23 protein-coding genes and 1 pseudogene are annotated in these 25,958 nt (G+C 45.8%); 19 read left to right on the top strand and 5 right to left on the bottom strand.

All coding sequences use genetic code 11. The features are described from left to right. The first annotated feature begins 2 nt into the window (after window positions 1-2). From rplI to N773_RS0105520, 6 genes are all read left to right on the top strand, one after another. Window positions 3-449: a 50S ribosomal protein L9 gene (rplI, locus tag N773_RS0105545; protein WP_024856864.1), complete on the top strand. Its 447-nt coding sequence runs from the start codon at window positions 3-5 to the stop codon at window positions 447-449. Further along, a complete protein-coding gene (dnaB, locus tag N773_RS0105540; protein ID WP_024856863.1) occupies window positions 450-1,826 on the top strand; it encodes a replicative DNA helicase in 1,377 nt (458 codons plus the stop codon). Next, complete coding sequence (tilS, locus tag N773_RS21065) at window positions 1,816-3,150, top strand: tRNA lysidine(34) synthetase TilS (protein ID WP_024856862.1); 1,335 nt, start codon at window positions 1,816-1,818, stop codon at window positions 3,148-3,150. Before dnaB ends, tilS begins: the two co-directional genes overlap by 11 nt. A gap of 104 nt (window positions 3,151-3,254) precedes the next feature. Further along, window positions 3,255-5,261: an ATP-dependent zinc metalloprotease FtsH gene (gene ftsH / locus N773_RS0105530; RefSeq protein ID WP_024856861.1), complete on the top strand. Its 2,007-nt coding sequence runs from the start codon at window positions 3,255-3,257 to the stop codon at window positions 5,259-5,261. 120 nt (window positions 5,262-5,381) lie between these two features. Continuing rightward, window positions 5,382-6,152 (top strand): TIGR00282 family metallophosphoesterase, encoded by a 771-nt coding sequence (locus N773_RS0105525; RefSeq protein WP_024856860.1) that lies wholly within the window; start codon window positions 5,382-5,384, stop codon window positions 6,150-6,152. A 97-nt stretch (window positions 6,153-6,249) separates the two neighbouring features. Continuing rightward, a complete protein-coding gene (locus tag N773_RS0105520) occupies window positions 6,250-6,510 on the top strand; it encodes a stage V sporulation protein S (protein WP_024856859.1) in 261 nt (86 codons plus the stop codon). A gap of 147 nt (window positions 6,511-6,657) precedes the next feature. Here the strand turns inward: N773_RS0105520 and N773_RS0105515 are convergent, their stop codons facing one another. Beyond that, window positions 6,658-7,854 carry an acetate/propionate family kinase gene (locus N773_RS0105515; RefSeq protein WP_024856858.1) on the bottom strand — a complete coding sequence of 399 codons (1,197 nt, stop codon included), beginning with the start codon at window positions 7,852-7,854 and terminating at the stop codon, window positions 6,658-6,660. A 184-nt stretch (window positions 7,855-8,038) separates the two neighbouring features. Between N773_RS0105515 and N773_RS0105510 the strand changes: the two genes are divergently transcribed. The 5 genes from N773_RS0105510 (at window position 8,039) to N773_RS0105490 (ending at window position 12,666) form a co-directional block, all read left to right on the top strand. Further along, a complete protein-coding gene (locus N773_RS0105510; protein WP_024856857.1) occupies window positions 8,039-9,205 on the top strand; it encodes a tRNA(Met) cytidine acetate ligase in 1,167 nt (388 codons plus the stop codon). A 105-nt stretch (window positions 9,206-9,310) separates the two neighbouring features. After that, window positions 9,311-9,580, top strand: coding sequence for an ACT domain-containing protein (locus N773_RS0105505; protein ID WP_024856856.1), 270 nt, complete (start codon window positions 9,311-9,313; stop codon window positions 9,578-9,580). Between the two features lie 18 nt (window positions 9,581-9,598). After that, entirely contained in the window at window positions 9,599-10,954 is a 1,356-nt protein-coding gene (locus N773_RS0105500; protein ID WP_024856855.1) for a PFL family protein, read from the top strand. Between the two features lie 65 nt (window positions 10,955-11,019). Then, window positions 11,020-11,799, top strand: a complete 780-nt coding sequence (locus N773_RS0105495; protein ID WP_024856854.1) for a sugar phosphate isomerase/epimerase family protein — start codon at window positions 11,020-11,022, stop codon at window positions 11,797-11,799. A gap of 3 nt (window positions 11,800-11,802) precedes the next feature. After that, window positions 11,803-12,666 carry a histidinol-phosphatase HisJ family protein gene (locus tag N773_RS0105490; RefSeq protein WP_024856853.1) on the top strand — a complete coding sequence of 288 codons (864 nt, stop codon included), beginning with the start codon at window positions 11,803-11,805 and terminating at the stop codon, window positions 12,664-12,666. Here N773_RS0105490 and N773_RS0105485 read toward each other — a convergent pair. Further along, window positions 12,655-13,191 carry a sigma-70 family RNA polymerase sigma factor gene (locus tag N773_RS0105485; protein WP_024856852.1) on the bottom strand — a complete coding sequence of 179 codons (537 nt, stop codon included), beginning with the start codon at window positions 13,189-13,191 and terminating at the stop codon, window positions 12,655-12,657. The genes N773_RS0105490 and N773_RS0105485 overlap by 12 nt on opposite strands. Window positions 13,192-13,478: 287 nt before the next feature. Here N773_RS0105485 and N773_RS0105480 point away from each other — a divergent pair, with 287 nt between their 5' ends. The 3 genes from N773_RS0105480 to N773_RS0105470 are packed head-to-tail and all read left to right on the top strand — an operon-like array spanning window position 13,479 to window position 16,384. Next, a complete protein-coding gene (locus N773_RS0105480) occupies window positions 13,479-14,027 on the top strand; it encodes a cysteine hydrolase family protein (protein ID WP_024856851.1) in 549 nt (182 codons plus the stop codon). Further along, a complete protein-coding gene (locus N773_RS0105475) occupies window positions 14,027-14,848 on the top strand; it encodes a ribose-phosphate pyrophosphokinase (protein WP_024856850.1) in 822 nt (273 codons plus the stop codon). The genes N773_RS0105480 and N773_RS0105475 overlap by 1 nt, the downstream gene beginning before the upstream one ends. A 15-nt stretch (window positions 14,849-14,863) precedes the next feature. Beyond that, the gene (locus N773_RS0105470) at window positions 14,864-16,384 is read left to right on the top strand and encodes a nicotinamide phosphoribosyltransferase domain-containing protein (RefSeq protein ID WP_024856849.1); all 1,521 of its coding nucleotides are present in this window, start codon (window positions 14,864-14,866) and stop codon (window positions 16,382-16,384) included. 106 nt (window positions 16,385-16,490) lie between these two features. On the opposite strand, the gene N773_RS0105465 is transcribed toward N773_RS0105470, so the two are convergent. Then, the gene (locus tag N773_RS0105465; protein WP_024856848.1) at window positions 16,491-17,657 is read right to left on the bottom strand and encodes an MFS transporter; all 1,167 of its coding nucleotides are present in this window, start codon (window positions 17,655-17,657) and stop codon (window positions 16,491-16,493) included. A gap of 277 nt (window positions 17,658-17,934) precedes the next feature. Between N773_RS0105465 and N773_RS19760 the strand changes: the two genes are divergently transcribed. After that, window positions 17,935-19,293: a recombinase family protein gene (locus N773_RS19760; protein WP_043537806.1), complete on the top strand. Its 1,359-nt coding sequence runs from the start codon at window positions 17,935-17,937 to the stop codon at window positions 19,291-19,293. A gap of 21 nt (window positions 19,294-19,314) precedes the next feature. On the opposite strand, the pseudogene N773_RS19755 reads toward N773_RS19760, so the two are convergent. Next, a pseudogene (locus N773_RS19755) lies at window positions 19,315-19,602 on the bottom strand (sigma-70 family RNA polymerase sigma factor); the annotation flags it as partial. A gap of 184 nt (window positions 19,603-19,786) precedes the next feature. Here N773_RS19755 and N773_RS0105455 point away from each other — a divergent pair. From N773_RS0105455 to tsf, 3 genes are all read left to right on the top strand, one after another. Beyond that, complete coding sequence (locus tag N773_RS0105455; protein WP_024856847.1) at window positions 19,787-20,086, top strand: YlmC/YmxH family sporulation protein; 300 nt, start codon at window positions 19,787-19,789, stop codon at window positions 20,084-20,086. Window positions 20,087-20,293: 207 nt separating this feature from the next. Beyond that, the gene (rpsB, locus tag N773_RS0105450) at window positions 20,294-21,031 is read left to right on the top strand and encodes a 30S ribosomal protein S2 (protein ID WP_024856846.1); all 738 of its coding nucleotides are present in this window, start codon (window positions 20,294-20,296) and stop codon (window positions 21,029-21,031) included. A 96-nt stretch (window positions 21,032-21,127) separates the two neighbouring features. Beyond that, a complete protein-coding gene (gene tsf / locus N773_RS0105445) occupies window positions 21,128-22,045 on the top strand; it encodes a translation elongation factor Ts (protein WP_024856845.1) in 918 nt (305 codons plus the stop codon). 72 nt (window positions 22,046-22,117) lie between these two features. On the opposite strand, the gene dprA is transcribed toward tsf, so the two are convergent. Beyond that, complete coding sequence (gene dprA / locus N773_RS0105440; RefSeq protein WP_024856844.1) at window positions 22,118-22,978, bottom strand: DNA-processing protein DprA; 861 nt, start codon at window positions 22,976-22,978, stop codon at window positions 22,118-22,120. 160 nt (window positions 22,979-23,138) lie between these two features. Between dprA and N773_RS19750 the strand changes: the two genes are divergently transcribed. Beyond that, window positions 23,139-25,856, top strand: coding sequence for a glycoside hydrolase family 2 TIM barrel-domain containing protein (locus N773_RS19750; protein ID WP_051454256.1), 2,718 nt, complete (start codon window positions 23,139-23,141; stop codon window positions 25,854-25,856). The last annotated feature ends 102 nt before the right edge of the window (window positions 25,857-25,958 follow it).

Here is a 25,958-nt window from a genome sequence, read left to right as displayed (position 1 = left end):
AAATGAAAGTAATTTTACTTAAAGACGTTAAAGGTTCGGGCAAGGCAGGAGATACCCTGAACGTTGCTGACGGATATGCAAGAAATTTCCTTATCGCAAAGGGTCTGGCAGTTGAAGCTAACTCCAAGAACCTCAATGATCTGGCAGGCAAGAAGGCTTCGGCACAGCATAAGATAGATGTGGAGACCGCAGATAACAAGGCTATCGCCGATAAGATCGCTGATAAAGAGGTAGTTATCAAGGCTAAGGCAGGTCAGGGCGGCAAGCTTTTCGGCGCTGTAACATCAGGTGTTGTGGCTGAGGCTCTGAAAGACCAGTACGGCGTTGATGTTGACAAGAAGAAGATCGCGCTCAGCACGGATATCAAGGCTTTCGGTGATTTCACTGCGGCTGTCAAGATGTCTCACGGCGTATCATGCAGCATCAAAGTTAAAGTTGTGGAGGAATAAATGGCTGACATAAGCGATTTCAATGCAGTCAGCGGTTCTGATCTGCCCGGGAGGTCGCTGCCGTACAGTCAGGAGGCTGAAGAAGCAGTCATAGGCTGTGTTCTGCTTGACCCTGTGGAATGCCGTGAAAAGGCGATGGAGATGCTCAAACCCGAGCATTTCTACCGACCCAAGCACCAGCAGATATTCTCCATAATGATGAGAATGTTCACCACAGGCAAGGCAGAGGACGTCGTGACTGTCGTTGATGAGGCTGTCAATGCGGGTGTTTTCGAGAATTCCGCAATGGCGATGAAGTACCTCTACGGGCTGATGGACAACGTTCCTTCAACCAAGAATATCGAGAGCTACTGCAACATCATTTTGCAGAAGGCACAGCTGCGTTCTCTGATGAACGTAGCGAATGAGATAATCGCAAGCGTCAGTGATGGTGCGGGGGATCCGAAAGCTTTACTTGACAGTGCTGAACAGAAGATATTCAGCATAAGGCAGGGCAGGGACTTACAGGGTCTGACCAGGATAAGCGATGTAATCGTTGAGAATTTCCATCATCTGACAGAAATTTCAGGTCCCGATGCCGAGAAGTATCAGGGTGCAAGATCCGGATTTTCTCAGCTCGATCACGTTACTACAGGTCTGCAAAAGACCGACCTTATCGTGCTTGCAGCGCGTCCTGCGATGGGTAAGTCGGCATTTGCGCTGAATATCGCGGTAAACTGCTGCAAAGCTACCAAGAGGGACGTTGCCATATTCTCACTCGAAATGGGTAAAGAACAGCTGGTTGGCAGAATGCTGGCTTCAGAGGGTAAGGTAAACAATACTTTGCTGAGAAACGGCGAGATGAAGGACGAGGACTGGACAAAACTTGCCGAAGCTGCCGATGTTCTTTCACAGCTGCCGATCTATCTCGATGATGGTGCGGGCGGCGTTACTGTGCCGCAGATGAAAGCAAAGCTCAGAAGACTGAATAATCTGGGTCTAGTAGTCATAGACTATATACAGCTGATGGAATCGCCAAACAAGCACAGCAGCCGTGTTAACGAAGTATCTGAGATAACGCGACAGATAAAGCTTATGGCTAAGGAACTCAGTGTTCCTGTTATCGCACTTTCGCAGCTTTCACGTAACGCCGAGAAGCGTGACGATAAGCGTCCTCTGCTTTCAGACCTGAGAGAATCGGGTTCTATCGAGCAGGATGCAGATATCATACTGTTTTTGTACCGAGATGCTTACTATTCCGACTCAAAGGAAGACCAGACAGTGGCTGAATGCATAGTGGCAAAAAACAGACATGGTCAGCTTGGTACGATCAAACTCAGCTGGATAGGCGAGTATACATTGTTCAGAGGATTGGAATTCAGAAAAGATGAAAAGTGAGCTTGTTCAGAGAGTCGGTCGGACGATCGAAAAATACCATATGGCTCATAAGGGCGAGCGCTTGCTGGTCGGGCTTTCGGGCGGGGCAGACAGCGCTGCGCTCCTTTTGTGTTTGCATGAACTGGGATATGACATTTGTGCCTGCCACGTTAATCACTGTATACGCGGTGAGGAAGCTGATCGAGATCAGCATTTCTGTGAAGAATTGTGCCGAAGTCTGGGTATTGAGATCACCGTGAAAAGGGTGGACGTTCCTGCCTATTGCAGGGTCAATCCTGTATCCGAAGAGGAAGGCGCCCGAATGTTAAGGTATAAAGCTTTACAAGAGATAACGGCTGATAAGATATGTACAGCTCATAACCTTGACGACTGTCTTGAAACTACGCTGTTCAATCTTGCGAGAGGTTCCGGACTTAAAGGTATAGCTTCGATACCGCCTGTAAGGGATAACATAATCCGACCGCTGATAGAGTGCAGCCGAGCCGATATCGAGGATTATCTTGCAGAAAAAGGGCAGAACTTCGTCACGGATTCGACTAATCTTCTGGATGAGTATTCACGCAATAAGCTACGGCACAAAGTTGTTCCTGTGCTGCGGGAGCTAAATCCATCACTCATGGACACTTTCGCGAAAACCCTTGGATTTCTGCGGGAAGACAGCGCATTCCTGGAAAAACTCGCAGATGAAGCCTATGAAAAAGTCAACTGCGGAGACGGTTATTCCTGCAAGCTGATAAGAGAGCTGGATTATCCCGTAAGGCGCAGAGTTATCATGCGCATACTTTCAAAGTATGATATCGAAGTCGGACAGGATAAGATAGAGATCATCGAAAAGCTTATTAATGAAGGCGGCAAAGCTAATGTCAAGGCGAAATGCTTTGCATACACCAAATCAGGAACTCTGTACATTTTCACTGAAAAAGATGGTGAAAATATACTGCAAGACGAAGTGAAAGTAGTACCTGAAAGCATCATTAACTGGCAGGGCAGGTCTGTAAGTTTTAAATTGGTAAAAAATGACGGGAAATTTGAAAATGTTAATAAAATGTTTACAAATTCTTGTCTGGATTATGATAAAATAAAAGGTGTTATTGTATTGAGAAAACGCAGGGCGGGGGACAGGATTCGTCTAGTCAACCGTCAGCACAGCTCTGATGTCAGGGTGCTGATGAAACAGGGCTTTCCCGTTCATAAGCGTGATTCGGCTGTTATACTGGCTGATGATGAGGGAATAGTTCTTGCAGAGACTTTCGGTGCAGCTGACAGAGTAAGGATAGACAGCGATACAAAACGTGTGCTGATATTTGAAGTTATTGAAGAATAACTGCATTTTATGACAATGCTTTCACGCTGTTTTCACAGAAAGGGTCTATAATTATCCGATAAGGCTGATAATAACACAAATTTAGAACAAAAGGTCGTGATAAATTGAAAAACGGAGGAAAGTCTCTTTTGATCTACCTTGTGGTTTCCATTTGTATAATCACAGGTCTGGTCTATATGCTGATGAGCATGAGCACCAAGAATGATGAGGTCAAGTATTCCGATGTAATGGGACATTTTGACGCTCTTGAAGTATGCGAGTTCAAGCTCGATCTCGGTTCGGGTGAGCTGAAATACAAGCTCAAGGAAGATCCCGAAAAGGAGGAAACCTATAAAGTGCCCAACGTTTCACTGTTCGTTAACGAGGTGCTGGGCGGAGAAGAAGCTGTTAACTACCGTCTGAAATATGACGCAGAAAACCCAAAAGATCCATTGGTATACGATCTGGTGCCTATATCGGACAACAGCTTCTGGCTGAATCTTATACCTACATTCCTGATGCTGGGCGTGATGATCTTCTTCTTTGTTTTCATGATGAAGAGCGCAGGCGGCGGAAAAATGTCAGGCTTCGGCAAGACCAATGCAAGACTTGCTCCCAGCAGCAAAAAGGCTACTTTTGCCGATGTCGCAGGTGCTGACGAGGAAAAAGAAGAACTGAAGGAGATCGTTGATTTCCTTAAAGATAACAGAAAATATACCGAGATAGGCGCTAGGATACCCAAAGGCGTTCTGCTTCTGGGACCTCCCGGTACAGGTAAGACATTGCTTGCAAGAGCTGTTGCAGGTGAAGCTAACGTGCCTTTCTTCTCGATCTCGGGTTCCGATTTCGTTGAGATGTTCGTCGGCGTGGGTGCATCCCGTGTACGTGACCTTTTTGAACAGGCTAAGAAGAGTGCACCGTCTATCATTTTCATAGATGAGATCGACGCTGTCGGCAGACAGAGAGGTGCTGGTCTTGGCGGCGGTCACGATGAACGTGAGCAGACCCTTAACCAGCTGCTTGTTGAGATGGACGGCTTTGAAGACAACGAGTCTGTCATCGTTATGGCAGCTACCAACAGACGCGATATACTCGACCCCGCTCTGCTGAGACCCGGCAGATTTGACAGGCAGATACTTGTCAGCTACCCTGATATCAAGGGCAGGGAAGAGATACTGAAAGTTCACACCAAGAACAAGCCCCTTGCTCCTGATGTTAGTCTGGAAACTATTGCCAAGACGACAGTTGGATTTACAGGTGCTGATCTTGAAAATCTTGCTAACGAAGCTTCGCTGCTGGCTGCAAGAAAGAATAAAAAGGCTATCACCAAGGCTGATATGGAAGAAGCTGCTATTAAGGTAGTTGCAGGTCCCGAAAAGAGGTCAAAGGTGGTTTCCGAAGCCGAAAAGAGACTTACTGCTTACCATGAGGGTGGTCACGCTATCTGCACATATTATTGCCAGAAGGCTGATAAGGTGCATCAGGTTACTATCATACCGAGAGGTCAGGCAGGCGGCTTTACAATGAGTCTTCCCGAGAAGGATAAGGCTTTCGTAAGCAAGAACGAGATGTACAATAATATCGTGGTACTTCTTGGCGGCCGTGTTGCCGAGAAACTGATACTCGATGATATCTCTACAGGCGCTTCAAACGACCTGGAAAGAGCAACCGCTACCGCAAGAAATATGGTAACAAGGTATGGTTTCAGCGATAATCTGGGCCCTGTGGTTTATGGTCAGGGCGAGCACGAGGTATTCCTGGGAAGAGATTACACCAATACTCCCAGCTATTCCGATAATGTTGCTGCCGAGATCGATAATGAGATCAGGACTATCGTTGAAACAGCTTTTGAACAGGCTGAAACTCTGTTGAAAGAGCATATCGATCAGCTTCATCTGGTAGCTAAGTATCTTATGAAGAACGAAAAGATCGATGGAATCAAGTTTGAAAAGCTGATGAAGGGTGAGCTTCCCGCTTCTGATTTTGAGGACGATGTAAAGGATACTGTCGAAGATATCGAGGTCAAGGATACAGTTGTGACCGAGGATCCTAAGGATTCTGTTGAAGATATAGATATCCCCGAGAGCACAAGCGTTTCTCTTGGCAAGGATGATAAGGACAGCATCGAATAAGATATTTATAAGCCGATATCGGGAACGGTATCGGCTTTTTTTCTGACTTCTATTGATTTTTTTGCTTGGAAGTAGTATAATATTTTTATTCCATGCTAGACGAAATGATGAGGTAAGTTTATGAACCTATTATTTATTGGCGATGTCGTAGGCAGTTCGGGTACGGATTTTCTTGAAGAACAGCTTTACGGTATTAAAAGAAAGTATAATATTGATGTGACGGTTGTCAACGGTGAGAATTCGGCTCAGGGAAACGGTATAACTCCCGAGTCCTTTGACAGACTGATGCGTATGGGTGCTGATGTTGTCACAACCGGCAATCATTGTTTCCGTCGTCGTGAAGTTATGGAGCTTTATGACAGCAGTGAATTTCTGCTGCGTCCTGCGAATTTTCCCGAAGGTGTTGCGGGCAGGGGAGTTGCTGTCATCGATTTTTGTCCTATAAAGATAGCAGTTGTGAATCTTATGGGCACGATGTATATGGAGGCGCTTGATAATCCATTCACGGAGATAGACAAGATACTTGCGGGTATCGATACTCCCAATATCTTTGTAGATTTTCACGCTGAGGCTACATCCGAAAAAAAGGCGATGGGACACTATCTTAAAGGTCGTGTGACTGCTGTTATGGGTACTCACACCCATGTGCAGACGGCTGATGAAGTTATCCTCGGCGGACATACAGCTTATATAACCGATGTTGGTATGACAGGTCCCGAACTTTCTGTGCTTGGCGTTGACAGTGATATTGTTATAGATAAGTTCAGGTATCACCGCCCCGTTAAGTTCACAGAGAGTGATTCAGCTTGTTTTCTTAATGGTGTGGTTGTCAGCTTCGATGAAAAATCGGGAAAATCTACAAATATTACACGTATTATTAGTCGCAAATAACAAAAAAGACGAATTCCTATTGCAAAAATTACCAATATGTAGTATAATGGTATTGCTGTGAAGCGCAAAACGTTTTCATAAAAAGGAGGGATAGATGGTGGAGGTTTTGAAAGTTTCATCACGATCTGTACCTAATTCAGTAGCAGGCGCTATTTCAGGCGTGATAAGGGAGCAGGGCTCGGTCGAGGTTCAGGCTGTCGGCGCAGGCGCTGCAAATCAGGCGATCAAGGCTATAGCAATAGCAAGAGGTTATCTTGCACCTGTCGGCATTGATATGATCTGCGTTCCCGCATTCGCTAATGTTGTTATCGATGGCGAGGAAAGAACAGCTATCAAGCTTATCTGTGAACAGAGATGATAATTACAGCACGGGGGTTTCTCCGTGCTTTTGTTTTTCAGTCGGATATATCAATGTGAAAACGGCATACCGTGTCTGGTATGCCGTTTTTGTTTACCAAAGAAAACCGCCGTCAGATGCACCGACGGCGGAAATATATTCATTATATTACTTGGAGATCAGTGCGAGAGTATCTCTTGCGATGAGCAGTTCTTCGTTGGTAGGTATTACATATACCTTAACCTTGGAATCAGCAGTGGAGATCTCAACCAGTTTGCCGCGGCAGTTGTTCTTCTCTGCATCGATCTTGATACCCAGGAACTCCAGACCCTCACAAGCGTCAGCTCTTACCTCGGGAGCATTCTCGCCGATACCGCCTGTGAACAGAACAGCATCAACGCCACCCATAGCAGCCGCATAAGAACCGATGTACTTCTTGATCTGATATGTAAGCATCTCGTTAACAGCCTGAGCCTGCTCATTGCCTTCAGCGGCAGCCTTCTGGATATCTCTGTTATCGGAGCTGATACCGGAAACGCCAAGGAAACCTGACTGCTTGTTCATGTAAGCTGTCATCTCATCGGGAGTGAAGCCCTTCTTCTTAGCTACGAACTCTACAGCGGAGGGGTCAACAGCACCGCAGCGTGTACCCATTACAAGACCGTCCAGAGGAGTGAAGCCCATTGAAGTATCAACGGACTTGCCTCCGTCAACAGCTGTGATGGAAGAACCGTTGCCAAGGTGGCAGGAAACTATCTTCAGTTCCTCGGGTTTCTTGCCCATTACCTTAGCCAGCTCGCCGGAAACGAATCTGTGAGATGTACCGTGGAAGCCGTATTTTCTTACGTGCAGATCCTTGTAGCACTCATAGGGCAGACCATAGAGGTAAGCCTTTCTGGGCATAGTTGCGTGGAAAGCAGTATCGAATACAACTGCCTGAGGTGTGCCCGCGGGAAGAACTGCTTTACAAGCTCTCAGTGCAAGTGCATGAGGATGATTGTGAACAGGTGCCAGCTCTGCCAGGCTGTCGATCTTGTCGATAACTTCATCGGTTACAGCGCAGGTCTCTCTGAATATCTCAGCGCCCTGTACTATTCTGTGTCCTACAGCAGAGATCTCGTCCATCGAATCGATGACCTTGGTCTCACCGCTTGTCAGTATCTCTACCAGCTTCTCAAAAGCTTCGGTGTGGGTAGGGAAGTTGCAGTCAGCTTCATAGCTTCTGCCGTCGCCTGTCTTGGCGCTTACATGACCATCGATACCGATACGGTCACAGTTGCCCTTTGCTATAACGCTCTCGTCCTCCATGTTCAACAGCTGATACTTCAGCGAAGAAGAACCGGCATTTACTACCAGAATTTTCATTGGAAAAAAACTCCTCTCAATTTATAGATGGATATTATATCGGGCTTGACAATCCTGCCCTGATATCATATAATATTAGTATAACAATTTTTGTGATAAATTGCAATACTGTTTTGCTTAAATATACATATTGCACAATATTTATTATGTGAATTTGTTAACATGAACCCCGGGAGGTGAAGCTATGAAAATTGCAGGAGTAGTAGCCGAGTATAACCCTTTTCACAACGGACACAAATATCATCTTGAAGAGACACGACGAATGGGCGCGACGCATATCGTTGTGGTTATGAGCGGTGCCGTCGTTCAGCGGGGAGATACTGCGATAGCAGACAAGTATTTCCGTGCAAAGACCGCTGTTGAAAACGGTGCAGACCTTGTGATCGAGCTTCCTTGTCCCTATTCATGTTCAAGCGCTGAACGTTTTGCAGGAGCAGCTGTGCAGATACTTGCAGGTTTTGGCGAGGGTGGAGTATCCATGCTTTCCTTTGGCTGTGAGGACGATGATATCGCACTGCTTGATAAAGCGGCAGAGATATCATCTGAACTTGATGAGTCGGACTATGTAAAGGAAATGCTGGAAAATGGAGTGCCCTATCCTGCGGCAGTGGCTTCGGCGGCGGGGATACCGGAAATAAAGGCTTTATTTGATAAGCCCAACAATATGCTTGCTATTGAGTACATAAAAGCACTGAAAAAATATGCCCCTTGGATAGCTCCAACGGCAGTGAGGCGAAAAGGTGCCGAACATGACAGCGGTATCGTTTCGGCGGATATCGCCAGTGCTTCACATATCCGCAGGCTTATTTCGGAGGCTGAGGACTATTCGGCTTATGTTCCGAAGACCCTTGAAAGCGAGCCATATCTTATAAAAAATGCGGACAAGGCAGTGCTTATGAAGATAATGACTGCTTCATCTGCCGAGATACAGCGAATGCCCGATGTATCCACTCATGTGGCCAGAAGATTTGTCAATACCCGTGAGACAAAGTGTGAGCTGATACGCACTCCCGATGATTTTGCAGAACAGTTCAAGCACAAGGCGGTGACTCTTGCAAGGGTCAGGAGAATGATGATGTATCTTGCACTTGGAGTAACTTCACACGACTTTTTCGATGTACCATATGGCAGGATACTTGCCCTGAATGACAGGGGACGTGAGATATTCTCAGCCTGCGGCAATATGACGATGAAGTATGCAACTTCTATGGCTGAACTTGAAAAGCTTTCATCAAGGGCGGCAAGGATATCCGAACTTGAAAGGAACGCGGCTACATTCCAGCAGATGTGCGTAAGCGGTAGTCCCGAATTTAAAAGCGAGTATACCAGAAAAATAGTGCTTACACGGTAATTTTCGCGTTAATAGAATGTTTATAAAATATCCTATTGGCAAAATAGTTATAATGTGTTATAATTAATAGGTTAAAAAAGATATGACAGAAAGGCGGTTTTATATATGAGAGCAGTTGTAACTGTTATCGGCAAGGATACTGTTGGTATACTTGCAAAGGTCAGCACCAAGTGTGCAGAGCTCAATGCAAACGTGGAGGAGGTAACTCAGTCCGTTCTGCAGGAGCTTTTTGCTATGATCATGGTAGTTGATATCTCTAAGCTTACTTCGGATTTTGCTACCCTCAGCGACAGCCTTACAGCCCTTGGCGACGAACTGGGTGTTAAGGTACACGTTATGCACGAGGATATTTTCAACTGTATGCACCATATTTGATAAGGGGATATCTGTAAAATGATAAATGTATATGACATTCTTGAAACCATACGCATGATACAGGACGATTGTCTTGACATACGTACTATAACCATGGGCATATCCCTGCTTGATTGTATCGACAGCGATATCGACAAGGCTTGCGAAAAGGTCTATGAGAAGATAACCACCAAGGCTAAAGACCTTGTTAAGGTGGGCGAGCAGATAGAGAAGGAGCTTGGAATACCGATAATCAACAAGCGTATCTCCGTTACTCCTATCGCTATAATCTCCGCAGCCTGCAAGGGTTCTCCCGTTAAGTTCGCACACGCTATGGACAGGGCTGCGAAGACTGTTGGCGTTAACCTTATCGGCGGATACTCAGCACTTGTGCCCAAGGGCTTCTCTGCGGGCGATGTTGAGCTTATCAAATCCATACCCGAGGCACTTGCCACTACCGAGAGAGTTTGCTCTTCCGTTAATATCGGTTCTACCAAGACAGGTATAAACCTTGACGCTGTAAAGATGATGGGCGGTATTATCCGCGAGTGCGCTGAAAAGACTGTTGATCAGGCTTGCTTCGGTGCCGCTAAGCTGGTAGTATTCTGCAATGCCGTTGAGGATAACCCCTTTATGGCTGGTGCATTCCACGGTGTTGGCGAGCCCGACTGCATGATAAATGTCGGCGTTTCCGGACCCGGCGTTGTAAGAGCTGCACTGAAAAAGTATCCTGATGCTGATATCACAGGTATCGCAGATGTTATAAAGGAGATCTCCTATAAGATAACCCGCGTTGGTCAGCTCGTTGGTACCATCGCTTCTGAAAGACTGGGCGTACCTTTTGGTATCGTTGACCTTTCGCTTGCGCCTACTCCTGCTGTTGGTGACTCTGTTGCTCATATACTGGAAGAGATAGGTCTTGAAAAGTGCGGTACTCACGGTACTACTGCCTGCCTTGCTATGCTCAATGATGCAGTCAAGAAGGGCGGCGTTATGGCTTGCTCGCGTATCGGCGGACTTTCAGGCGCATTCATTCCCGTATCCGAGGACGCAGGCATGATAGCTGCCGCAAAGAGCGGTGCGCTGTGCATCGAGAAGCTTGAAGCTATGACCGCAGTATGCTCTGTTGGTCTTGACATGATAGTTGTTCCCGGCGATACTCCTGCTGATACACTCTCTGCTATAATTGCTGACGAAGCTGCTATCGGTATGGTGAACTGCAAGACTACTGCTGTCAGAGTTATCCCCGCTATCGGAAAGGACGTTGGTGAGGAACTTGACTGGGGCGGTCTGTTCGGCTGCGGACCTGTAATGCCGCTCAAAAAGGAATCTGCAAGCAAATTTATAAACAGAGGCGGTCAGATACCTGCACCTCTGCATTCACTGAAAAACTAACATATCCCGAGGGGCTTTGCGCCCCTCTTTTTGTATTCGACAACAGATTTTGCAGGGAGGGAAATATGAAGCTTAATATGTTCGCGGATTTTACTTCCGCAATACCGCTTGAAGAACGACTTGGAATTATTAAGGAACATGGCTTTGACGGCGTTATGCTTGGTTTTTCCGAGGAATACAAACATATTCAGTTCGAGCTTGCCGATAAGTTCGGTCTTGCGGTGGAAAATGTCCACTCGCCCTTTGACAGAATGAATTCTCTGTGGGAAAAGCGCAGTGACAGCACCGCTATATACAATCGTACTGCGGATTGCATCAGGATATGCGCAGAAAACAATGTCAGCAAGATAGTTGTTCACCCGACGGACGGTCTTGTGCCGCCACAAGTGACTGTCTTTGGCATGAAAAATTTTGACGGACTGATCTCCACAGCGGCGAATTACGGTATCAAGCTGCTGTTCGAGAATATACAGCTCCCTGATTTCCTTGATGTACTGTTCGGCAAATTCGGTGTCAGCGAGAGCGTTGGTTTCTGCTACGATGTGGGTCATGAAAACTGCTTCACCAAAGGTGATGACAGGCTGATGAAGCACGGCAGTCTTCTTGAGGCTTTGCATATCCACGATAACGACGGTAATTCCGACTCTCATATGCTGCCATTTGACGGTAATATCAACTACGAGCCTTTCGCAAAAAAGCTTAAAACTCTGGGCTATGAGGGTGCATTATCGCTGGAGGTCTTCAAGGACAGGTCTGAGAAGTATGCTCAAATTTCTCCCGCCGAGTTTGTTGAAAAGGCTAAACAGGCGGCTCAGAAGCTTGATTTACTTATCGCGGAGGCTTAGTTCATGGAAAAAATATTGCTTGATATGCACACTCACAGCAGCTTTTCACCTGATGCTGAGGACAGCGCCGAGGCTATGTGCCTGCGGGCGGCTGAATTGGGTTTATCTGTGTTTGCTCTGACAGACCATTGCGATGTTAATTTCTGGTATCCGGCTGAGCATTATTTCGGGGACAGGGAAGATGTCACCGATGCTATGATGTACGGCGCGGGGAAGTATGCCCTTGACAGTATTGCTGAACAAGTCATTTTGCGTGAAAAGTTCCGCGGAAAGCTTGATATCATTGTTGGAGTTGAAATGGGTCAGCCCATGCAGGATAAGGAAAGGGCGGCTGAACTATCTAATGATGAACGGCTTGATTTTATAATCGGTTCCCACCACATGAATGCAGGTGTTGATGATTTCTATTATCTTGATTACAGCAAAATGACGGACAGTGAGATAGACGCTCTGCTGAAAGATTGCTTCTTGCAGACGCTCGATATGTGCCGTTTTGCAGATATAGATGTCCTCGGTCACCTTACTTATCCGCTTAGGTATATCTGCGGCGAGCACGGAAGAAAGGTAGATATATCCTCTTATGACGAGATCATCAGGGAGATTTTCAAAACCCTTATATCACGCGGCAAGGGTATCGAGATAAACACCTCTGGTCTGCGCCAGAAGTACGGCAGGACTTTTCCCGATTTTGAAACAGTGAAGCTTTACCGTGAACTTGGCGGTGAGATACTCACCATAGGTTCGGATGCCCATAAAACTGCCGACCTCGGCAAGGGAATACATGAGGGCATAGAACTTGCAAAGGCGGCAGGATTTGAGTATTCGGCGTACTTCAAGCGTCATGAACCGCAGTTTTTAAAAATGTGATTTGATCTTATCCAGAGCATTCTTTTCAAGGCGAGAGACCTGTGCTTGTGATATGCCGATTTCTTTGGCAACTTCCATTTGAGTATGCCCTTTGAAATATCGAAGAAAAAGGATATTTTTCTCGCGTGGCTTCAGGGAACGCAGTGCTTCTTTCATGGTGAGTTCTTCCAGCCAGCTTCGGTCGTCTGTGCCGTCGCATATTTGATCGGCTATATATAATGAATCTCCGCCTTCGGTATAAACAGGTTCGTAGATGGATACAGGGTCGGTGACAGATTCAAGTGCTGTGACGATACCTGCACGCTTTTCACCTGTTATCTCTGCGATCTCGTCAATGGAAGGTTCACGCTGGTTTTCTACGATGAAGTTTTCTTTTGCCTGCATGACCTTATAGGCGAGGTCGCGGAGAGAACGGCTTACGCGGATAGGTCGGAAATCCCGCATATAGCGTTTTATTTCTCCCAATATCATTGGCACTGCGTTGGAAAGTCGAAATAGTATTATGAGCAGTTCATGGATCTCCATGGACTGCTTTTTTAGCAATATCTATGTTGACATATTATCTATGAGATTGTATAATATTAACAATATTAAAGGATATCACTTTTGGATAATATTGAATATCACGATTGATGTAGTTCTCTTGCTGAAAAGATTTAGTGAATTGTATATTATGCCTGATGTGCACAAAATGGTGTTTCTAAATTTGTTGAATAAGTCCTGTTGACAAAAGGGGAGTATAGTGCTATAATGATAACAACAAAAAGATACAAACTAGAGGTTACTAAGAAAAATGAAAGGACGGTATCATTATGAAGATCTTAGTTGCGATTGACCTGCAAAAGGATTTTACAAACGGCGTTCTCGGTAATGCCGAATGTGATGCGGCTGCCGACAAGGCTGCAAAGAGGATAGCTGATTTCCGTGAGGAGCAGCCGGATGTCCCTGTGGTGTTCACTCTTGATACTCACGCTGAGAATTATATGGAAACACAGGAAGGCAGGAATTTACCGGTCGTACACTGTGTACGCGGTACTGAGGGCTGGAAGCTTGATCCTCGTATAGAAGCCGTAAGAAAGGAAAATGATATCCTTGTAGAAAAGCCTGCATTTGGTTCTGCGGAACTTACCGAAGTCCTGAAAAAAATGGCTGACGGAAAAGATATCGATGAGATCGAATTCATCGGGGTATGCACCGATATCTGTGTTATCTCCAATGCGATGATAGTAAAAGCGGCATTTCCCGAAGTACCCATAGTTATAAATGCTGAATGCTGTGCAGGTGTAACTCCTGAAAGCCACGAGAACGCTCTCAGCGCCATGGCTGTATGTCAGATGAAGATAGAAAGGAATGGTAACTGATGCTTAGCTACCGTATAGATAACGGCGGATATATTCAACTGAAAACCGAAAATTATCCTGACGGTACCATGAAGATTGACCTTGTGCCGTCGGATGTGAGCGCAAGCGTAGATATCCGCTGGCATTACGAGAACGAACTTGAACAGATACAGCTGTACTATATTGTCAGCAACCTGAAAGAACGCTTCCCGAAAGCAGAATTCACGCTGTTCATGCCCTATCTTCCCAATGCCCGCATGGACAGAGTTTACGCTGATATGGAAGTATTCACGCTGAAATACTTTTGCAGGTTCATAAATTCTATGGGCTTTGATAGGGTGACTGTTCTGGACGTTCATTCTTCTGTTGGCGCGGCGCTTATCGACAGAGTTGTTAATCTTTCTCCTAAGGATTATATCCTTAAAGCTATGGAAGAAGCAGGATTCTCCTTTGATGATGACTATCTGTTCTTCCCCGATGAGGGTTCGATGAAAAGATATTCTTTAATGTTCACTGCAAAGCACGTAGGCTTTGGTATAAAGAAGAGAGATTGGTCAACAGGCAAGATTCTCGGTCTTGAAGTCGAGGGCGATGATCCCGCCGGCAGGAACATTTTTATCATCGATGATATCTGCGCTTATGGCGGTACTGTATACTATTCGGCACAGAAACTGAAAGAACTTGGCTGTAATGATATCAGCGTATTCTTTAGCCACTGCGAAAATTCGATCGCAAAAGGCAAGCTGTTTGAATGTGGCATGATAAAGAATATCTACACCACCGATTCGATATGCACCCTGCCCGATAACGATATACTCAAAAAGATAAAGCTTGACAGATAAGAAAGAAGGATAACTATGAAAGGCATTAACGCTGCACTGATGTGCGATTTCTACAAAATAGTCCACAGAGATATGATCAATCAGAAGATGACAAAGTCTATGTCTTACTATACTCCCAGAATGAGCCGTGTTAAGCGCTGGGACAAGGTAGTTATGTTCGGTTTGCAGATGTTCTGCAAGACCTGGCTTATCGACTATTTCAACGAGAATTTCTTTGAAGTTCCCGAGGAAGAGATAGTTGCCGATTATCAGAGGATACTCGATAATTCTTTCGGCAAGGGGATATATAATACCACTTCGATCGTTGAGCTTCACAGGCTTGGTTATCTGCCGCTGGAGATCATCGCACTGCCCGAGGGTACTCTCGTACCTATACACGTCCCCATGTTCGGCATAACCAACACTCACCCCGATTTTGCATGGCTGCCACAAGCGCTTGAAAGCCTTATTTCTGCTGAAATGTGGTATCCACAGATAACGGCAACTGTTGGCAAGACCTACCGCGATATCGTTGATAAGTACTACGGTCTTACCTGTGAAGATGATATCCCACGCGCTAAGGCACTTGGCTCTTTCGACTTCCGCGGCGATCAGGGACTTGACGCGGCACTGAAAGCTGCTGCAGGCTGGTGTATGTCTTTTGTGAATACTGCTACCGTTCCCGCTATACCCTATCTTGAAAAGATGTTCGGGGCAGACTGCACAAAAGAACCTGTCGCATATGGTGCTGTCAGCACAGAGCATTTTGTAATGTGCTCGAACTTCGCTGTTGACGGTGATGAGGAAACATTCCTCAGAAAAATGCTGACAGAACTCTACCCCAACACGAGCTTCTCGGCGGTGCTGGATTCTTACGATTACTGGAACGTCATTGACAATATCCTGCCGAAGCTTCACGATGAGATAATGGCACATAATGGCTGTATGCTGATGAGAGGCGATTCGGGTGACTGCGTTGAGGTAGTAACAAAGACTGTTTTCAAGCTGTGGGAACAGTTCGGCGGAACTGTAAACAGCAAGGGCTTCAAGGTGCTCGACCCTCACGTAAAGGCTATATACGGCGACAGCATCACTGTTCAGCGCTGTGAGCAGATATACGAGATACTCATGCAGAACGGTTTTGCCTGCTCGAACGTTGCTTTGGGCGTAGGTTCGTTCTCGATGCACTGCATTGAGGAAGTTGAAGAAATGGCACTCACATCTGAGGACGGTCAGAAATGCGTCGGCAGGACTACACTGCTCAAACCCTTTACCCGTGATACTTTTTCAAGCTGTATAAAGGCTTGCTATGCCGAGATAGATGGAAAGGAATATCCGATATTCAAAGACCCCAAGGAGGGCGGTTTCAAAAAGAGCCAGAAAGGTCTGTGCTATGTTTACCGCAATGATAATGGCGAACTTGCATACAAGGACGGCTACGTAGGCAGCGATATCCCCGAGGGAAATCTGCTTGAAACTGTATTCAAAGACGGCAAGCTTGTCAAGGAGTATACACTCAGTGATATCAGGAACAGGCTAAACAACAATGCATTTTAAGTTATCTGAAATGACTTTTCAAAAGGACACTGCAAATAAATACTTTTATAATTGCTGATAAAAATGCGCAGAGCTGTGAAGATCCCGCTATGCTCTGCGCGTTTTTCTATTTGATCTCCTTGGCTATCTTTACTGAAAATTTCAGCACATACAGCATAGCACACATCAGGACTGCGCATATTGGCAGTATGGTTATCGCTTTTCCATATCCGATCATTTCCACCAGTGAACCGAAAAATGCATTGAAGCCGATATCGAAAAATGTGGCGATGCTGAGTATTGTTCCTGTTGCCGTGCCTGCTTTTGATGGGTCGTAAAACCGTCCGATCAGCATAACGAGGAGGGGATAGATGACCGAAAAAGCCAGACCCGATGCGCCGAAGAAAAGCAGTCCGTTTCTGCCCAAAGCCACACCGAGAGTGTGGAGTACAGCTCCCAAAGAAGAGCATATCAGCAGCATTCTGAATACACCGACTTTATCCACAAAGGGAGCAAGGGCGAGTCTGGCTATGGTAAGTCCGCCATAGAATAACGACAGATACATAGCCGCTTTCTGTACTGTGAAGCCGAGATGTTCACTGCCGTAGGAAGTCAGCCAGTTCATAAGTCCGTGTTCTGCGATAAAGTAGCAGCCGCATATCAGTATTAGCAGATAAGTCGTGGGATTTTTGAGTATTTCAGAGTATCCGCCGCTTTTCTTTTCAGACTTTTCGGCATCGGGAAGTTTCAGCGTCATCAGCAGAACAAAGCTGATCATTGCTATGCTGAGAATGATCGCATTTGCGGTATGCCATGCTGTCAGCTTTTCGGCAAAGCGTCCGCCTACGTTCTGTGAGGTGAATATACCCACACCTTGCAGAAAGTTGAAGATATTTACGAAAAGTGCAGGCGGTGCGAATAGCAGGGGAGTTATCAGATTTATCGATGTCGATAGCATGGTGGAGCCGCCCATTGAGAATATCATGGCAGCGAGAAGTATATAATAGTTCTCGGTGAAAACATAGGTGGCAAGTGCCAAAGACCATAACAGTAGTACTCCGCCAATGAAACGTTTGCGTGGAAGTCTGTCGGAAAGATATCCGCCGATAGACAAGAAAAGCAGATTTCCGATGTAGCTTACCATTATTATCCGTCCTGCCTGCGGTTCCGTCAGCGAGAATGATGTGCGGAACTGAGGAAGAAAAACTCCTCTGAGTGCATCGGAAGCAGCTGTTATTGTCATGACCATTGCACAGAAAAGCATGGCTGACAGCCTGCGTTCTTTTTTCTCCATAAAAACCCTCCATATCATTGTATCATTTTACCCGAATAAAGATTATATCACCCGCTGTTTTGTAAGTCAATAGATGATAAGGTCACAAAGCGTTAAATTTCTGTGCGCACTGATTATCCTGATGTATGAAGACCATAATAACACGGGGTGATATTATGCTTAGGATAAGGAATACCTATTACAAAAGCGGAGAAATTCTTGGGCGAAATTCTGAAATCAAAAATCGCGAACTTTCGGGGCTTTTGGGAGAAGTAGTTTCCCGCAGGAAGGACATTGAATGAAAGATCGCAGGACGGCATTGTATATCAGGGTATCAACCGATGCACAGTTTGAAGAGGGATATTCAGTTGATGCACAGAAAGAAAAGCTGGCGCAGTACTGCAAGCTTAAAGATATCGAGGATTATGAGTTCTACATTGACGGAGGCTGGTCGGGGAGCAATATAGAACGACCCGAGATAAAGCGGCTTATAACGGATATCAAGGCGGGAAAGATCAATGCTGTTGTGGTCTATAAGCTTGACAGACTTTCGCGTTCTCAAAAGGATACAGTATTTCTGCTTGAAGATGTATTCATACCCAACGGCTGCGCTTTCATCTCGCTTAATGAGAACTTTGATACCTCGACTCCATATGGAAAGGCGATGATAGGCATACTATCGGTATTTGCCCAGCTTGAAAGGGAAAATATCCGCGAAAGGACACGTATGGGAATGTATGAACGTGTGAAATCGGGATTGTGGATGGGCGGAGGTCGGGTGCCTTTCGGTTATGACTACGACCGCGAGAAAAACACACTTGTTCCCAACGAAAAAGCAGAACAGGTCAGGCAGATCTATCAGTTGTATCTGCAAGGCTACTCCACAACTCAGCTGGCAGGAATGTTCGATGTTTCGGGCGACCAGCACATATCGGCGATACTTGACAGGGAAACATACCTCGGTCGGATACGATTCCGCGGAGAAGTTGTTGAAAGCTGTCACGAAGCTATCATCGACGAGGAAACATGGCGGAAAGTTAGAGAGGAAAGGAAAAGACGTTCACGAGGTGCGGCAGGGGATACTTCCTATCTTCTGACAGGGCTTTTAGTCTGCGGAAAATGCGGAGCAAAAATGCGCTACCAGAAGTGGGGCAAGGGCTTGAAGATATACTGCTATTCACAGCAGAAAAGCAAGCCTTTGCTGATAAAAGATCCCGAATGCAGCAACATGAGATACGATGCTGAAGAAGTCGAGCGAGCGGTGATAGCTGATGTATTCGAGAAAACCCGTAGTATCATCGCAAATGGAAACAGCCGCAAAGAGATATCGGCAGAGGAAGTTCTGAAACGCAAATACGATACTGCCGCAGGAAAGCTGAAAAGGCTCTACGAACTTTATGCCCGTGATGGTGAAAAAGTTCTGCTTGAAACGATAAATGAATACAAGGCACAGCTTGCCGAGATATCATCTGCAATAGAGAACGAAAAAAAGACAAAGGCAGTTGAAGCTGAACTTGCCTACAAGCGGGGAGTCCTCGAAAATCTCAGCGGGCTTTGGGATGAAATGACCGTTGCTGAAAAACGTCGGGCACTTAGGATCTGTATAGATAAGATAGTTCTGACCGATGAGAATATCGATATAGTATACTCGGTCTGATTTTCGACTATCCTATGCTGTCGGCACTGCGTAGGTAGAAAATCTTACATTGAGTCCAACATCAAAATTGTCGATGGCTTTGATAAGACCCACAACACCGACTTGAAATAGATCATCGGGATTTTCCCTTACCGCAGAATACTTTTGCAGTACGCTGAGCACCAGTCTCAGATTGCCGTTTATAAGCTGTTCGCGGGCTTTCTTGTCACCTGCGCGGGTCTTTCTGAGAAGCTCCTGCTTTTCATTTTCCGTCAGTACTTTCAGATTTCCTGTGTTCACTCCGCTTATCTCAACTTTATTGTATTGCATTTTTATCCTCCGCTAAATTTTTTTGCCTGAATTGTCAGTCCTTTACAGAAAGTTTACCCTTTGATGGCCGGTATATTCATTAGAATGGTGTATCATATAGTTCTCAGGCATACTTCGGTCGAAATACGCATATCATAAAGTATCGTGAATGTGGGCACGCGGCTTACAGTCAGGGGGGATAAGTATGATATGCAGTTTTTCGGGACTCAGGAACAAGGAAGTCGTGAATGTGAGGAGCGGCGAGAAGATAGGCTATGCCGATGATATCGAACTCGATACCTCTGAGGGCAGGGTCATATCCATTATAATCTACGGAAGATCACGGGCTCTCGGACTGATGGGCAGAGATGACGATGTTGTCATCAGGTGCAGTGATATCAGGCTTATAGGTGAGGATACTATATTGGTAGATATAGGTGATACGGCAAAACCATCAAAAGAACCGAGATACAAAGTTGATAATTTGTTGAAAACATCGAGATAAAAACACTTGCAATCACGAGAAAAGTATGCTATAATATTATGGTAATTCGCACGGACGAAGTATGGCTTTTGGTCCCTATGCGCAATGGCGTTGCATGACGCTATGTGCCGATCACGGCATTCAGCGGGGTTTGAGTCAGCAGTATCGTCCGGAGGTTATGTATCATCCGTATAACGGAAATTTTAAACCAAACAGGAGGTTACTACCATGGCAGTAGTATCAATGAAGCAGCTTCTTGAAGCAGGTGTACACTTTGGTCACCAGACAAGAAGATGGAACCCTAAAATGGCGCCTTACATCTTTACAGAGCGTAACGGCATCTACATCATCGATCTCCAGAAGACAGTTAAGAAGCTGGAAGAGGCTTATATGTTCATCAGAGAGATCTCCGCAAACGGTCAGGAGGTACTGTTCGTAGGTACCAAGAAGCAGGCAGGCGACTCCATCAAGGAGGAAGCACTGAGAGCTAATGCTCACTACGTAAACGCTAGATGGCTCGGCGGTATGATGACTAACTTCAAGACCATTGAGCAGAGAATCAAGAGACTTGAGCAGCTGCACGCAATGGAAGAGGACGGCACTTTCGAGCTGCTCCCCAAGAAGGAAGTTACCAAGCTGAAGCTCGAGATCGAGAAGCTCGAGAAGTTCATGGGCGGTATCAAGAACATGAAGAAGCTCCCCGGCGCACTGTTCGTTGTTGACCCCAGAAAGGAAAAGATCGCAGTAGCTGAGGCTAAGAAGCTGGGCATCCCCGTAGTAGCTATCGTAGATACCAACTGTGATCCTGACGATGTTGACTATGTTATCCCCGGCAACGATGACGCTATCAGAGCAGTTAAGCTGATCGCTGGCTGCATGGCTAACGCTATCATCGAAGGCAGACAGGGCGAGGACGCTACTGCTGCTGAAGAAGCTGAAAAGGCAGAGGCTGAGGACGCTGAGTAATTTCTCGGCTGACTAATACAGAATTTTTCAAGGCAGGCAATAAGATGATTTGTCTGCCTTGTTGTGAGTAATATAACAGAATCGGAGGAATTTAAAATGGCTAACGTTACAGTTCAGGCTATAAAGGAACTTATGAGCATTACAGGCGTCGGCATGATGGACTGCAAGAGAGCACTCGTTGCAGCTGACGGCGATCAGGATAAGGCTATCGAGGCACTGAGAGAAAAGGGTCTCGCTACACAGGCTAAGAAGAGCGGCAGAGCTGCTGCTGAGGGCGTTGTTGCTACTGTTGTTAACAACGGCGTAGGTGTTATGGTTGAGATCAACACCGAGACTGACTTCGCTGCTAACACCGATGATTTCAAGGCTTTCGCTGCAAGCGTAGCTAACACCATCGTTGAGAAGAACCCTGCTGACGTTGACGCTCTGAAGGCTACAACAATCAGCGGCGGCGACAAGACTGTTGACGAAGTTCTGACTGAGCTCGCAGGCATGAAGATCAGAGAGAACATCGTTATCCGTCGTTTTGTAAGACTCGAAGGCACTGTTGCTTCTTACGTTCACAACGGCGGCAGCATCGGCGTTCTGGTTAAGATGGATACCGATATCAAGGACGATGCAGTTCTGACTGTTGGTAAGGACGTTGCAATGCAGTCCGCAGCTCTGAACCCTGCTTACCTCAAGAGAGACGAAGTTCCCGCTGAGGTTCTCGATAAGGAGAAGGAGATCATGATGGCTCAGATGGCTGAGGATCCTAAGATGGCTAACAAGCCTGAGCAGGTAAGAGCTAAGATCGTTGAAGGTAAGGTAGGCAAGTACTACAAGGAGAACTGTCTGCTGGAGCAGGCTTTCGTAAAGGACGACAAGGTTTCCGTACAGGAGTACGTTGCAGCTGAGGCTAAGAAGCTGGGCGGCACCATCACTGTTGCTGAAGTTGTTCGTTTCGAGAGAGGCGAGGGCGTTGAGAAGAAGGAAGAGAACTTCGCAGACGAGATCGCAAGCATGATCAAGTAATTGAAACATCTTCAATAAATATGACCGCAGCTTATTTCGGTATGCTGCGGTCTTTTTGGCTTAATCGGCTTATCAAAGAATGATATCATGTGGTTCAAACGCAGGTATAGCGCCATCGCGTAAGAGTACGCTTTGTCCTTTATAGATCTCGTTGAAAATGTTTGCAGGGGGTATACAGTAAACATCCTTACCTTGGGAAATTGCATGGCTGGCTGTGTTTATCGAACCGCTGTGTACTCCTGCCTGAACAACCAGCACAGCTTTGGACAGCCCTGCGATAAGACGGTTACGTATGGTGAAATACTCCTTTGCAGGGCTTTCTAACGGAGGGTATTCTGAAATAACTGCGCCTTTTTGTGCAATTGAGTTTTTCAGCTCTGCGCTGTTTCTTGGATAATCATAGTCAATACCACAGCCGAGTACTGCTACTGTCGTGCCTTCGGCTTCGATGGCACCCGTGTGAGCGGAGGAGTCTATTCCTCGTGCAAATCCGCTGATTATCGTATGACCATCTCTGGCTTTGGTTCGTGCAAAGTATTTTGCAACATCAATTGAATATGGCGTGGCTTCCCTCGAACCAACGATCGTCAATGAAGAACGCTCTTTCAGAACTTCCTTATCTCCAAGGCAGTATAACACTAAGGGTGGGCAGTCGATCTCGAGAAGGTTTTCTGGAAAATCCAGGTCATAGCAAGTTATTACCCCGATGCCCCTTTCGTCACAATAGCTCTGTATCTGCTCTGTCAGCGAAAAATCAAAAGCTTTTGCAGCGGCAGAAAAGCTGTGCGGGATATCTTCGTCAGTATCGTTTTGCAGGGCGTACAACAGCTTTACGGGGTCGTCGTATCTCTGCATCAGAGAATCTATACCTGCCTTACCCGGTGTATAGATCAGCGAAAGTGCGAACAATGCTTGTTTGTCTGTCATTGACATATCATCACCCCTTATGTTTTGTTTTATTTTATTGTATCATATCTTATTGTATATTTCAACAGAAATTTTGAATTTTCCTACGAAGTTTAAAGTTGTCCTTGAAAATCAGAATATATTATGCTATAATATATTTATATTATAGGGGCGAGAGGTGATATGCTTGATAGGAAAAATCAACCTTCATGGGATATGGGAACTGTTTCTTGACTATAACTGTACAGGTGAAAATGTCACATATAATGAAAATATTAAACTACCGAATACGACTTCAAACGCCCATAAAGGTAAGTTCAACGAAGAACGTGCAACAGGTCATCTTACTGATACTTACAAATTTGAGGGCTGGGCGTGGTTCAGACGGAAGATAGATACTAATGCTCTTAATTGTACATCACTAGAGCTTTTTCTTGAACGCACACGTATCACCGAAGTTTTTGTTGATGGTGTTTCTCTCGGAATTCAGGATAGCTTTTGTGCGCCGCATATTTACGACCTTACAGAATTCATAGGTACAGGTGAGCGTGAGCTTGTCATAAAAGTGTCTAATGTTGGCTACAAGACGAAGGGCTGTCACATGACTTCCCGTGATACACAGACGAACTGGAACGGTATACTGGGCAGGATTGAACTTATAGGCTACGGTGCGGCACACTGCAAAAATGTTGTCATCACTCCCGATATACATTCAGGAACAGTTAATGTTACTGCTGATATCATTGGTGTTGAAAGTGGAACTGCGGTCATCAAGGCAGTAAATTATCCTGATGGGGCACCTGCCTGCGAACCTGTTGAATTTACTTATATCAACGGCAGACTGATCGCTGAGTACCCGATGTGTAAGAATTTTAAACTCTGGAGCGAACACTCTCCCGAACTCTATGAGCTTGTTATTGATATCGATGGTGACATTTCAAAGCACATTTTTGGTATGCGGGAATTTTCCGTCGCAGACGGTAAATTCATCGTAAACGGCAAGCGTACTTTCCTGCGGGGCAAGCACGACGGCATGATCTTTCCGAAGACAGCTTACGCACCCTGCGATGTTGATGAGTGGCTGCGTGTTATGAAAATATCACGCAGTTTCGGTATAAATCACTATCGTTTCCACACCTGCTGTCCGCCCGAAGCAGCATTTATCGCCGCAGATATTCTGGGTGTTTACATGGAACCTCAGCTTCCGTTCTGGGGTACTGTCCATGCTCCGGATGAAGAGGGCTACAATGCTGAAGAACAGGATTTTCTTATATCAGAGGGCTTTACTATGCTGCGGGAGTTCGGAAATCACCCGTCCTTCTGCATGATGTCCATGGGCAACGAACTCTGGGGCAGTAAAGAACGTATCAACGAAGTAATGGGTATGTACAAAAAAACGGACAAAAGACATCTTTATACACAGGGTTCTAACAACTTCCAGTGGACTCCCTGCGTGGTGGAGAACGATGATTTCTTTGTTGGCGTCAGGCTCGCCAAAGACAGACTGATACGCGGTTCTTACGCTATGTGTGATGCACCTCTCGGTCATATACAGACTGATAAGCCGGGCGCTTATCTTTCTTATGACAGCATTATCAGGCCTGAAAAAGCTTCTGCCGCATCAGCTGTATCAGAGGACGGAACAGTGCAGATACAGTACGGCACAACAATGAAAACCGTCAAAGCTACTGAGGCAGATGCTGACCTTGTACCCGATATCCCCATCGTCACTCATGAGATAGGGCAGTATGAAACTTACCCTGATTTTGATGAGATAGAAAAGTACACAGGTTCTTTGAAAGCCCGCAACTTCGAGGTATTCCGCGAGCGTCTTGAAGCAAAGGACCTTGCTCATCTTGCCAAGGATCTCTTCTATTGTTCCGGTCAGCTGGCGAAAGCTTGCTACAAGGAGGAACTTGAATCTGTCTTCCGCTCAAAACTGCTCGCGGGATTCCAGATACTGGATATTCAGGATTTCACAGGGCAGGGAACTGCGCTTGTTGGTATGCTTGACGCTTTCATGGATAATAAGGGTATAATTAGCCCTGAAGAATGGCGGGAATTCTGCAATGATGCAGTGATATTGGCGATCTTTGAAAGCTACACTCCGCTGGCAGGAAGTGATTTCAATTTTGAAATCAGGCTGGTCAACTATCGCCCTGAATCGCTTGCAGGAAAAAATGTTGTCTACCGTTTTGAGTGTGGAGATATTTGTGAAACAGGCAGTGCCATTATAAATTCCGATGAAAACTATGTTGATGTTTGTCATGCGGTCGTTCATCTTCCTGCGGTCGATAATATAACCGATGCTGTGCTGACTGTTGAAGTTGAGGGCACGGATATCCGAAATCACTATGAGTTAGAGATCATTCCCGATGTAAGAAAAGTTAGCCCGGAGGGCGTTCATATCTTCTCCGAGGTCAGCACCGAAGCTGAAAAACTGCTTGCCGAGGGTAAAACAATACTGATATTCCCGAATCTTGATAAGCTTGAAAACTCTATCGAAGGCTTTTATTGTCAGGATTTCTGGTGCTATCCTATGTTCCGTGAGATTTCAAATATGATGAAAAAGCCAGAGCCGGTGGGAACGATGGGACTTATAAATGACATATCTCACTCTGCGCTGAAAGGCTTTGCCTGCAAAAAATACTCTACACCCGCATGGTGGGATATCGTGATGTCATCGAAGTGCGAGATACTTGACGGAAATTCTGCGGATAAACGTGTGATAGTCCGTATGATAGACAACTTTGAAAGAAATCACGACCTTGCTATCCTGTACGAATATGATATGGGCGGCGGCAGGGTAGTTGTCTGTACAAGTGACTTTGAAAAGCTCATGTCTTCACCTGAGGGCAGGGTGTTTTTACGGTCAGTTGCGGATTATGTACGCGATGTTCCGTGAGTCTTGTGCTTTTGTACAAATTGCTACGTTTCAATTTGTATTTAGTGATGAAAGTGTGAGTTAAGTTCATTAAAATGTTGAAATTTGACAAAAAGATGTGCT

It is taken from the genome of Ruminococcus albus AD2013 (assembly GCF_000526775.1).
Taxonomy (GTDB): domain Bacteria; phylum Bacillota; class Clostridia; order Oscillospirales; family Ruminococcaceae; genus Hominimerdicola; species Hominimerdicola alba_A.
This window is presented reverse-complemented; position numbering and strand designations above follow the sequence as displayed.

What these genes read in the sequence shown, in the direction of transcription:
- rplI (WP_024856864.1), top strand. Translation starts at nt 3, where the DNA reads ATGAAAGTAATTTTACTTAAAGACGTTAAAGGTTCGGGCAAGGCAGGA.
- N773_RS0105485 (WP_024856852.1), bottom strand. Translation starts at nt 13,191, where the DNA reads ATGGAGATCCATGAACTGCTCATAATACTATTTCGACTTTCCAACGCA.
- N773_RS0105470 (WP_024856849.1), top strand. Translation starts at nt 14,864, where the DNA reads ATGAAAGGCATTAACGCTGCACTGATGTGCGATTTCTACAAAATAGTC.
- N773_RS0105465 (WP_024856848.1), bottom strand. Translation starts at nt 17,657, where the DNA reads ATGGAGAAAAAAGAACGCAGGCTGTCAGCCATGCTTTTCTGTGCAATG.
- N773_RS0105490 (WP_024856853.1), top strand. Translation starts at nt 11,803, where the DNA reads ATGGAAAAAATATTGCTTGATATGCACACTCACAGCAGCTTTTCACCT.
- rpsB (WP_024856846.1), top strand. Translation starts at nt 20,294, where the DNA reads ATGGCAGTAGTATCAATGAAGCAGCTTCTTGAAGCAGGTGTACACTTT.
- N773_RS0105505 (WP_024856856.1), top strand. Translation starts at nt 9,311, where the DNA reads ATGAGAGCAGTTGTAACTGTTATCGGCAAGGATACTGTTGGTATACTT.
- N773_RS0105495 (WP_024856854.1), top strand. Translation starts at nt 11,020, where the DNA reads ATGAAGCTTAATATGTTCGCGGATTTTACTTCCGCAATACCGCTTGAA.
- N773_RS0105475 (WP_024856850.1), top strand. Translation starts at nt 14,027, where the DNA reads ATGCTTAGCTACCGTATAGATAACGGCGGATATATTCAACTGAAAACC.
- N773_RS0105480 (WP_024856851.1), top strand. Translation starts at nt 13,479, where the DNA reads ATGAAGATCTTAGTTGCGATTGACCTGCAAAAGGATTTTACAAACGGC.
- N773_RS0105500 (WP_024856855.1), top strand. Translation starts at nt 9,599, where the DNA reads ATGATAAATGTATATGACATTCTTGAAACCATACGCATGATACAGGAC.
- N773_RS19760 (WP_043537806.1), top strand. Translation starts at nt 17,935, where the DNA reads ATGAAAGATCGCAGGACGGCATTGTATATCAGGGTATCAACCGATGCA.
- tilS (WP_024856862.1), top strand. Translation starts at nt 1,816, where the DNA reads ATGAAAAGTGAGCTTGTTCAGAGAGTCGGTCGGACGATCGAAAAATAC.
- N773_RS0105455 (WP_024856847.1), top strand. Translation starts at nt 19,787, where the DNA reads ATGATATGCAGTTTTTCGGGACTCAGGAACAAGGAAGTCGTGAATGTG.
- N773_RS0105510 (WP_024856857.1), top strand. Translation starts at nt 8,039, where the DNA reads ATGAAAATTGCAGGAGTAGTAGCCGAGTATAACCCTTTTCACAACGGA.
- dnaB (WP_024856863.1), top strand. Translation starts at nt 450, where the DNA reads ATGGCTGACATAAGCGATTTCAATGCAGTCAGCGGTTCTGATCTGCCC.
- N773_RS0105525 (WP_024856860.1), top strand. Translation starts at nt 5,382, where the DNA reads ATGAACCTATTATTTATTGGCGATGTCGTAGGCAGTTCGGGTACGGAT.
- N773_RS0105515 (WP_024856858.1), bottom strand. Translation starts at nt 7,854, where the DNA reads ATGAAAATTCTGGTAGTAAATGCCGGTTCTTCTTCGCTGAAGTATCAG.
- tsf (WP_024856845.1), top strand. Translation starts at nt 21,128, where the DNA reads ATGGCTAACGTTACAGTTCAGGCTATAAAGGAACTTATGAGCATTACA.
- dprA (WP_024856844.1), bottom strand. Translation starts at nt 22,978, where the DNA reads ATGTCAATGACAGACAAACAAGCATTGTTCGCACTTTCGCTGATCTAT.